We start from the raw sequence: 6,145 nt of genomic DNA, 5'->3' as shown, positions 1-6,145 counted from the left end.
TACCAGTTCCAGTGACCGTGGTGCCCGTGGTGACCGTGGTGACCGTGATGCCCGTGGCCGTGCCCGTGGCCGTGCCCGTGCCCGTGATGCCCGTGCCCGTGATGCCCGTGCCCGTGCCCGTGATGCCCGTGGCCGTGGCCTCCGTGTTTGAGAGTCATCGTGGTTGCGGTGTCGACGCTCGGCGCCGCCGGCGCGGCGAATGCGCTGGAGGGCAGCAGTGCACCCGCTGCGGCCAGAGCGGTGGCGGCCGTAAGCATGGCGAAACGTCGCGTGACGAATGCGTGAGTCATGAGAATTACCTCCGGTGAGAAAAGGAGAAAAGGATGACCGAATGGCCCTTCTGTCTCATGGGCCTTTCGGCAGCGGGACGCTTTTCCCGCGATCCGCGCCGCCGGAGCTGTTCCGGCCGGTGCGGGTGGGTCACCTGCTCTGCGTGATCCCATGACTCAATTAGGCCCGGCACGGCGACATGCTTCACGTCCCTGCATTTCGGGACTTGACACATGGCGGCGGTCATGAAATCGCCGGGCGTGGCGCGGGAAGCGGGAGAGTGCCGCCACCGTTCGCGGCAAAGCCGCCCGGGCGGCTCGGGCCACGTCGAAACCGAAGCGCCATGGACGGCGCGGTCGTGCCGTCCGTGCGGGCGTCGCCTCTCACCCGGCCGACCGGTGGGCACCGGCCCCCCAGCGGGGGCCCTCGGTCGGCAGCCCTCAGTTCCGGGGGCGCAGGGAGATCCGGCCGACGAAAGCGGTCTGGAGCAGTACCAGGGCCCCGGTGCCGGCCGCCGGCCAGAGCGGCCGGTCCGGGCGCCCGCCCACGGCCCAGGCCGGACCGTCGGGGTCCACCGTGACGGTCAGCCGGGCGCCGGCCGGGAGGTCCATGGCCACCGGGCCGGGCAGGTCCCGGCCGGCCTCCGTGCGCAACCGCAGCGACGGGGTGGAGGCCGAGCCCTCCTCGATGGTCCGCTCGGCGACGACCGCCTGTTCCTCCCGGCCGCGGTCGTGGAGGGTGTGCCGGTCCAAGGCGACCCCGCCGGCCACCGCGATGCCGACCGCGAGGAGGGCGACGGAGGTGCGGGCGACGAATTCCGCACCGGTGCCGTGCGGTACGGCCGCGCCGAGGACGAAGACGGCCAGCAGGACCGGGATCCAGGCGCCCTCCGGGCCCCGTAGCAGCCAGATCGCACCGAACTCCACTGCCAGGAGGAGGCAGTTGCGCAGGACCGCGCCGGGCAGTCTCCGTATCAGTTCAGCCATGGACACATCATGCCCGGGGGCCGCCCCGCCCTTGCCACTCCCGTCACCCAGGCCCCGGCCGCCCGGAGCGCGGCGGCGCCCGCCGGAAGCGGCAGGCCCAGGAAGCCGTGGAAGACTCCCGGATGGAGCTGGAGCGTGCAGTCGACGTCTGCCGCCGCCAGCCGGCGGGCGTAGGCGAGGCCCTCGTCGCGGAGCACGTCGCAGTCGGCAAGAACGATCAGGGCGGGCGGCAGGCCCGACAGGTCGGGGGCGCGCAGCGGCGAGACGTGCGGGTGCTCCGGTTCGCCGCCGTACCGGTCCCAGTACCAGGCCATGTGGGCGGCGGTGTGGAAGTAGCCCTCCGCGTACCGCTCCATGGAGGCGGAGTCCATCCGGGCGTCCAGCGGCGGATAGAACAGGACTTGGCCCGCGACGAGTTCGGGGGCGCGCAGGGCGGTCACGGCCGCGAGGTTGCCCCCGCTGGAGTCCCCCGCCAGCACCACCCGGCCGGGGTCGCAGCCGAGCGCGCGGGCCCGGTCCCGGGCCCAGAGCAGGACGGTGAGCGCGTCGTCCGGCGCCGCCGGCCAGGGGTGTTCCGGGGCGAGCCGGTAGTCCGCCGAGACGGCCACGGCGCCCGCCGCCACGGCCAGCGAGCGACAGATCGCGTCGTGGGAATCCAGGCCGCACATGATCCAGCCGCCGCCGTGCAGGTAGACGACCAGGGGCCGGTCGGCCGGGCCCGGCGCGGGATCGTAGATCCGGACCGGGACCCCGTCCGCGGCCGTGTCGGACACCGAGGTCATGGCCGGGCCCGCGCGGCCGGACCCGGACGCCGCGGCCGCCCGCAGGGCGTGGATGTCGCCCGGCCCGGGGAAGCCGGCGGCCATCGCGTCGCACAGTCTCCTGGCCTCGGGTGGGAGCGGGTCGGGTGCATGGGGGTCGCTCATGCCGCTGTCGTCCCCCCGTCCACGGTGAACTCGCTGCCCGTCACGTACGAGGACGCGTCCGAGCAGAGGAACAGGACCAGCTCCGCGACCTCCTCCGGGCGGCCCATCCGGCCCAGCGGTACGTGCGACCAGTCCCGGCCCGCCACCGCCCCGGCCACCATCGGGGTGTCGATGGCCCCCGGGTGCACCGAGTTGACCCGGATCCGGTCCGCGGCGAGGTCGAGCGCCGCCGACCGGGTCAGACCGCGCAGCCCGAACTTGGTGGATCCGTAGGCGGCGTGGCCGGGTATCCCGACCAGTCCGGCGGTGGACGAGATGTTGACGATCGCACCGCCCCCGCCCGCGCGCAGCACCGGCGCGACGGCCTGGATGCCGAGGAACGGCCCGAGCAGGTTGACCCGCAGGAGCGCCTCGAAGTCCTCCAGCCGCTGGCGTTCCACGTGGGCCGTGCGCCACAGGGCCGCGTTGTTGACCAGGGCCGAGACCGTCCCGAAGGCGCGGACCGCCTCCCCCACCACCGTCGCCCAGCTCGCCGGGTCGGCCACGTCGTGACGGACGTACAGTCCATGGTCGCCGAGTTCGGCGGCCACCGCCCGGCCCTCGTCCTCCCGTACGTCGGTGACGACCACCCGGGCCCCCGCCCGTGCGCACAGCCGGGCCTCGGCGGCGCCCTGGCCGCGTCCGGCGCCGGTGATCACCACGACCTTGCCGTCGAGCCGCCTCCCCACGGCTCAGCCCTCCGGTGCGCGGAAGTCGCATGGTCTCCGTGCGGAGGATTTCACAGAGGTCCCTCCATCCGATGTTCGAACCGCTATGTCGAATAGAAATACTTCTAGCAGTCCTGTCTCACGGGGGGAAGGGTGCCCGCGAGGGCCGGTCGTAGACTGCGCTGCGTGGCAGACGAGACGAACAAGCGGGCGCTCCCCGCGACCGGCTGGGCGGTGCTCGGACTGCTCTCCTTCGGAGAGGAGCTCTCCGGTTACGACCTGAAGAAGTGGTCGGACCGGTCGCTGCGTTTCTTCTACTGGAGCCCGTCTTTCAGCCAGATCTACAGCGAGCTCAAGCGCCTGGAGAAGGCGGGCTACGCCTCCTCGCGGATGGTCTCCCAGGACACCGGGACGCGCGACAAGCGGGTCTACCGGATCACGGACGAGGGCATGACGGCCGTACGGGAGTGGGCCCGCGAGGCCCCCGTCGACCCGCCCGTCCTCAAGCACGGGCCGATGCTGCGCCTGTGGCTGGGGCACCTGCTGGAGCCGGAGCAGCTGCGCGAAGTCCTCCTCCAGCAGCAGGAGTTCGCGGAGCGGATGCGCCTTCGCGCGGTGGCCGACGTGGAGGGCGCGAAGGACGAGAGCGCCTGGCCGTTCCCGACGCTCACCCTCAGGTGGGCCGAGCGGTACTACGCCTCCGAGCGCGACCTGGCGGCGGGAATGCTCGCCGACATCGACGGGCCGGCCGCCGGGCGGGACGGGCGCGAGCCGCGCGGCAAGCGTCCGTAGGGCCGCCGGAAGGAGAGCGGTGGGGCCGCGCCGTCGCGGCGCCGGCGGCCGGCCTCGGTTCCACCGTGGCGGGGTGACGGGCCGACGCGCTGCCGTAACCTCGCCCCATGACGGGCAGTGCGATCAACCTCCGCAAGGTCGAGGAGACGGCTCCGGCGCTCGTGAGCCTCTACAAGAGCGCAGGGGTCTCCCTGCGCAAGTACGGCTTGGAGGGCGGCCGGGCCGCGGTGTACCTGGTCCTGGACTACTCCGGGTCGATGAAGCCGTACTACGCGGACGGCAGCGTGCAGGCCCTCGCGGACCGCGTGCTGGGGCTGTCCGCGCACCTGGACGACGACGCGCGCGTACCGGTGGTCTTCTTCTCCACCGAGGTCGACGCGGTGGAGGAGGTCTCCCTGGCCGGGCACGAGGGCCGGGTCACCGCGATCGCCTCCCGGCTGGGCCACATGGGCAAGACGGCCTACCACGCGGCGATGGACGCGGTCATCGACCACTACCTGGACTCCGGGGCGACGGCCCCGGCCCTGGTCGTCTTCCAGACCGACGGCGGACCGATCAACAAGCTCGCGGCGGAGCGGTACCTGTGCAAGGCGGCCCGGCTGCCGCTCTTCTGGCAGTTCGTGGGCTTCGGCAACACGCGCAGCACGCAGTTCGACTTCCTGCGCCGGCTGGACGAGCTGCCCGTTCCGGCGCAGCGGGTCGTGGACAACGCGGGCTACTTCCACGCCGGTGCGGACCCCCGCAGGGTGCCGGACGGCGAACTGTACGACCGTCTGGTCGGGGATTTCCCGGCCTGGCTGGCGGCGGCGCGGAGTGCGGGCATCGTGCGTACCTGAGTGGTGCGGTGAGTGCGCGCCTGACCGGCGGCCGCGGGTGGCCGCGCTTTGATGGACGTATGACGCACACCAGCTGGGCAGTCTTCGAGAAGGCGGAGCCCGAGTTCGCGGCGGCCGTCCGGGCCCGCTTCGCGCAGTACCCCCACCATGTCCTGGCCACCCTCCGCAAGGACGGCTCGCCCCGGGCGACCGGGCTGAATGTCGACATCCGGGGTGGGGAGCTGTGGCTCGGCATGATGTTCGGCTCGATGAAGGCCAGGGACCTCCAGCACGACCCGCGCTTCGCCCTGCACACCAACCCGGGGTCGGGCGAGGACATGCCGCACGGGGACGTACGGATCTCCGGGCGCGCGGTGGAGCTCGTGGACCCGCCCGAACTGCACCGGTACGCGGAGGAGACCGAGACCCCGCACCCGTTCCACCTCTTCCACGCCGATCTGACGGAGGTCGTCCACGTCCGCGTGCAGGGCGACGACCTGGTGGTGCGGTCGTGGACCCCGGAGCACGGCCTGCGTACCCTGCGCCGGGGCGACGACGACGAACCGCCGCGCGAGGACTGAGACGGGACTTTTACAACACGCCCTGGAGACGCTTGCGGCCGCCCGGGCCGAGGACCGCCGGGTTGACGTCCACCCAGCTGCGGTCGATTGTGAGGGTGACCCGGCCGTAGGTGGGGTTGTGGTCGCCGCGGAACTGGTGGGCCCGGCGCGGGCCGGCCCACTTGGCGGTGCGCTTCGGCAGGCCCATGTCGGCGTCGCCCACGGTGGCCGAGAGGTTCCAGCGGGCGGCCCGGCGCAGTCCTCGATAGTCGACGGTCTGGCCGATGTCGTCGTCGACGGCGGAGTGCTGGACGGGCATCAGCAGGGCGGCGCCGAGCAGACCGCTCAGCAGTGTTCGGACTGGAGCCGTGATCCAGATGGGTACCAGACCGCGGACGCCGTGAACTCCGCTCACGATGCGCCCAGTTGGCCCGTCCGGCCCCTCTCGACCCGGTCCGGCCGGTAGGGGTGGGTCACCTGCACGAGTGATGCGGGCCCGGGCCCGTCGCCGGCGCAGCCACCAGGAAACAGGACCCCCGGCTGAGTACGCGTACTCAGGCTGATGTCAGTACCGCTGGGTAGCGTCGCGACTGTCCGACGAACGGACGACACGACAACCTGGGGGACGACATGAAGAAGCGCACGACCGCCCTGGCTGCCTTGGCCCCGGCTCTCGCACTGGCCCTGGCCGCGAGCCCGGCCCAGGCCGCGCCGACGGGCGAGGTCATCGGCTACCCGGGCCCCGACGGTCTGATCTGGATCGCCGACCAGGCCGGTTCCAGCGGCTTCGTCTCGGGTGGCCTCTCCTCGCAGCTGGACACGTTCATCACGTTCGGCTGCGCCGACGGCGGAAGCATCGAGGTCTCGTTCCGACTCCAGGAACACCCCGACCGCGACCCGGCCCCCTTCACCGTCGACTGCCCCGGCACGGACCCGACGGTCGTCACGGTCCCCCTCGGCACGGGCATCCACGGCGGATTCACCGCATGGGTGACGGCCTCGACCCCGACCACCCGCTGGGGCGCCACGGTCACCCAGCCCGAATAACCCCGAACACGCCGCAGCGCCCGCCACCCCTGCCCGGGGGCG

At 72.7% G+C, this 6,145-nt stretch carries 8 protein-coding genes; 4 read left to right on the top strand and 4 right to left on the bottom strand.

The window, feature by feature from the left end; translation table 11 throughout:
- Positions 1-710: 710 nt before the first annotated feature.
- From ACWGIU_RS26680 to ACWGIU_RS26670, 3 genes are read right to left on the bottom strand one after another with little or no spacing between them, the layout of a single operon-like run.
- Positions 711-1,256 (bottom strand): hypothetical protein, encoded by a 546-nt coding sequence (locus tag ACWGIU_RS26680; RefSeq protein ID WP_453709859.1) that lies wholly within the window; start codon positions 1,254-1,256, stop codon positions 711-713.
- A complete protein-coding gene (locus ACWGIU_RS26675) occupies positions 1,244-2,182 on the bottom strand; it encodes an alpha/beta hydrolase (protein ID WP_453709857.1) in 939 nt (312 codons plus the stop codon). The genes ACWGIU_RS26680 and ACWGIU_RS26675 overlap by 13 nt, the downstream gene beginning before the upstream one ends.
- Positions 2,179-2,910: a glucose 1-dehydrogenase gene (locus tag ACWGIU_RS26670; RefSeq protein WP_453709855.1), complete on the bottom strand. Its 732-nt coding sequence runs from the start codon at positions 2,908-2,910 to the stop codon at positions 2,179-2,181. Before ACWGIU_RS26670 ends, ACWGIU_RS26675 begins: the two co-directional genes overlap by 4 nt.
- A gap of 165 nt (positions 2,911-3,075) precedes the next feature.
- On the opposite strand from ACWGIU_RS26670, the gene ACWGIU_RS26665 reads away from it, so the two are divergent.
- From ACWGIU_RS26665 to ACWGIU_RS26655, 3 genes are all read left to right on the top strand, one after another.
- Positions 3,076-3,681, top strand: coding sequence for a PadR family transcriptional regulator (locus ACWGIU_RS26665; protein ID WP_453709853.1), 606 nt, complete (start codon positions 3,076-3,078; stop codon positions 3,679-3,681).
- A 107-nt stretch (positions 3,682-3,788) separates the two neighbouring features.
- On the top strand, positions 3,789-4,517 hold the full coding sequence (locus tag ACWGIU_RS26660) for a VWA domain-containing protein (RefSeq protein WP_453709851.1): 729 nt from the start codon (positions 3,789-3,791) through the stop codon (positions 4,515-4,517).
- Between the two features lie 59 nt (positions 4,518-4,576).
- A complete protein-coding gene (locus ACWGIU_RS26655) occupies positions 4,577-5,077 on the top strand; it encodes a pyridoxamine 5'-phosphate oxidase family protein (protein ID WP_453709849.1) in 501 nt (166 codons plus the stop codon).
- 10 nt (positions 5,078-5,087) lie between these two features.
- Here ACWGIU_RS26655 and ACWGIU_RS26650 read toward each other — a convergent pair whose 3' ends face one another.
- The gene (locus tag ACWGIU_RS26650) at positions 5,088-5,471 is read right to left on the bottom strand and encodes a hypothetical protein (protein WP_453709847.1); all 384 of its coding nucleotides are present in this window, start codon (positions 5,469-5,471) and stop codon (positions 5,088-5,090) included.
- 215 nt (positions 5,472-5,686) lie between these two features.
- On the opposite strand from ACWGIU_RS26650, the gene ACWGIU_RS26645 reads away from it, so the two are divergent.
- Entirely contained in the window at positions 5,687-6,103 is a 417-nt protein-coding gene (locus ACWGIU_RS26645; RefSeq protein ID WP_453709845.1) for a hypothetical protein, read from the top strand.
- The last annotated feature ends 42 nt before the right edge of the window (positions 6,104-6,145 follow it).

The organism is Streptomyces sp. NPDC054840 (genome assembly GCF_053611065.1).
Note: the sequence above shows the minus strand (reverse complement) of the source record. Positions and strands in the feature narration are given on the sequence as shown.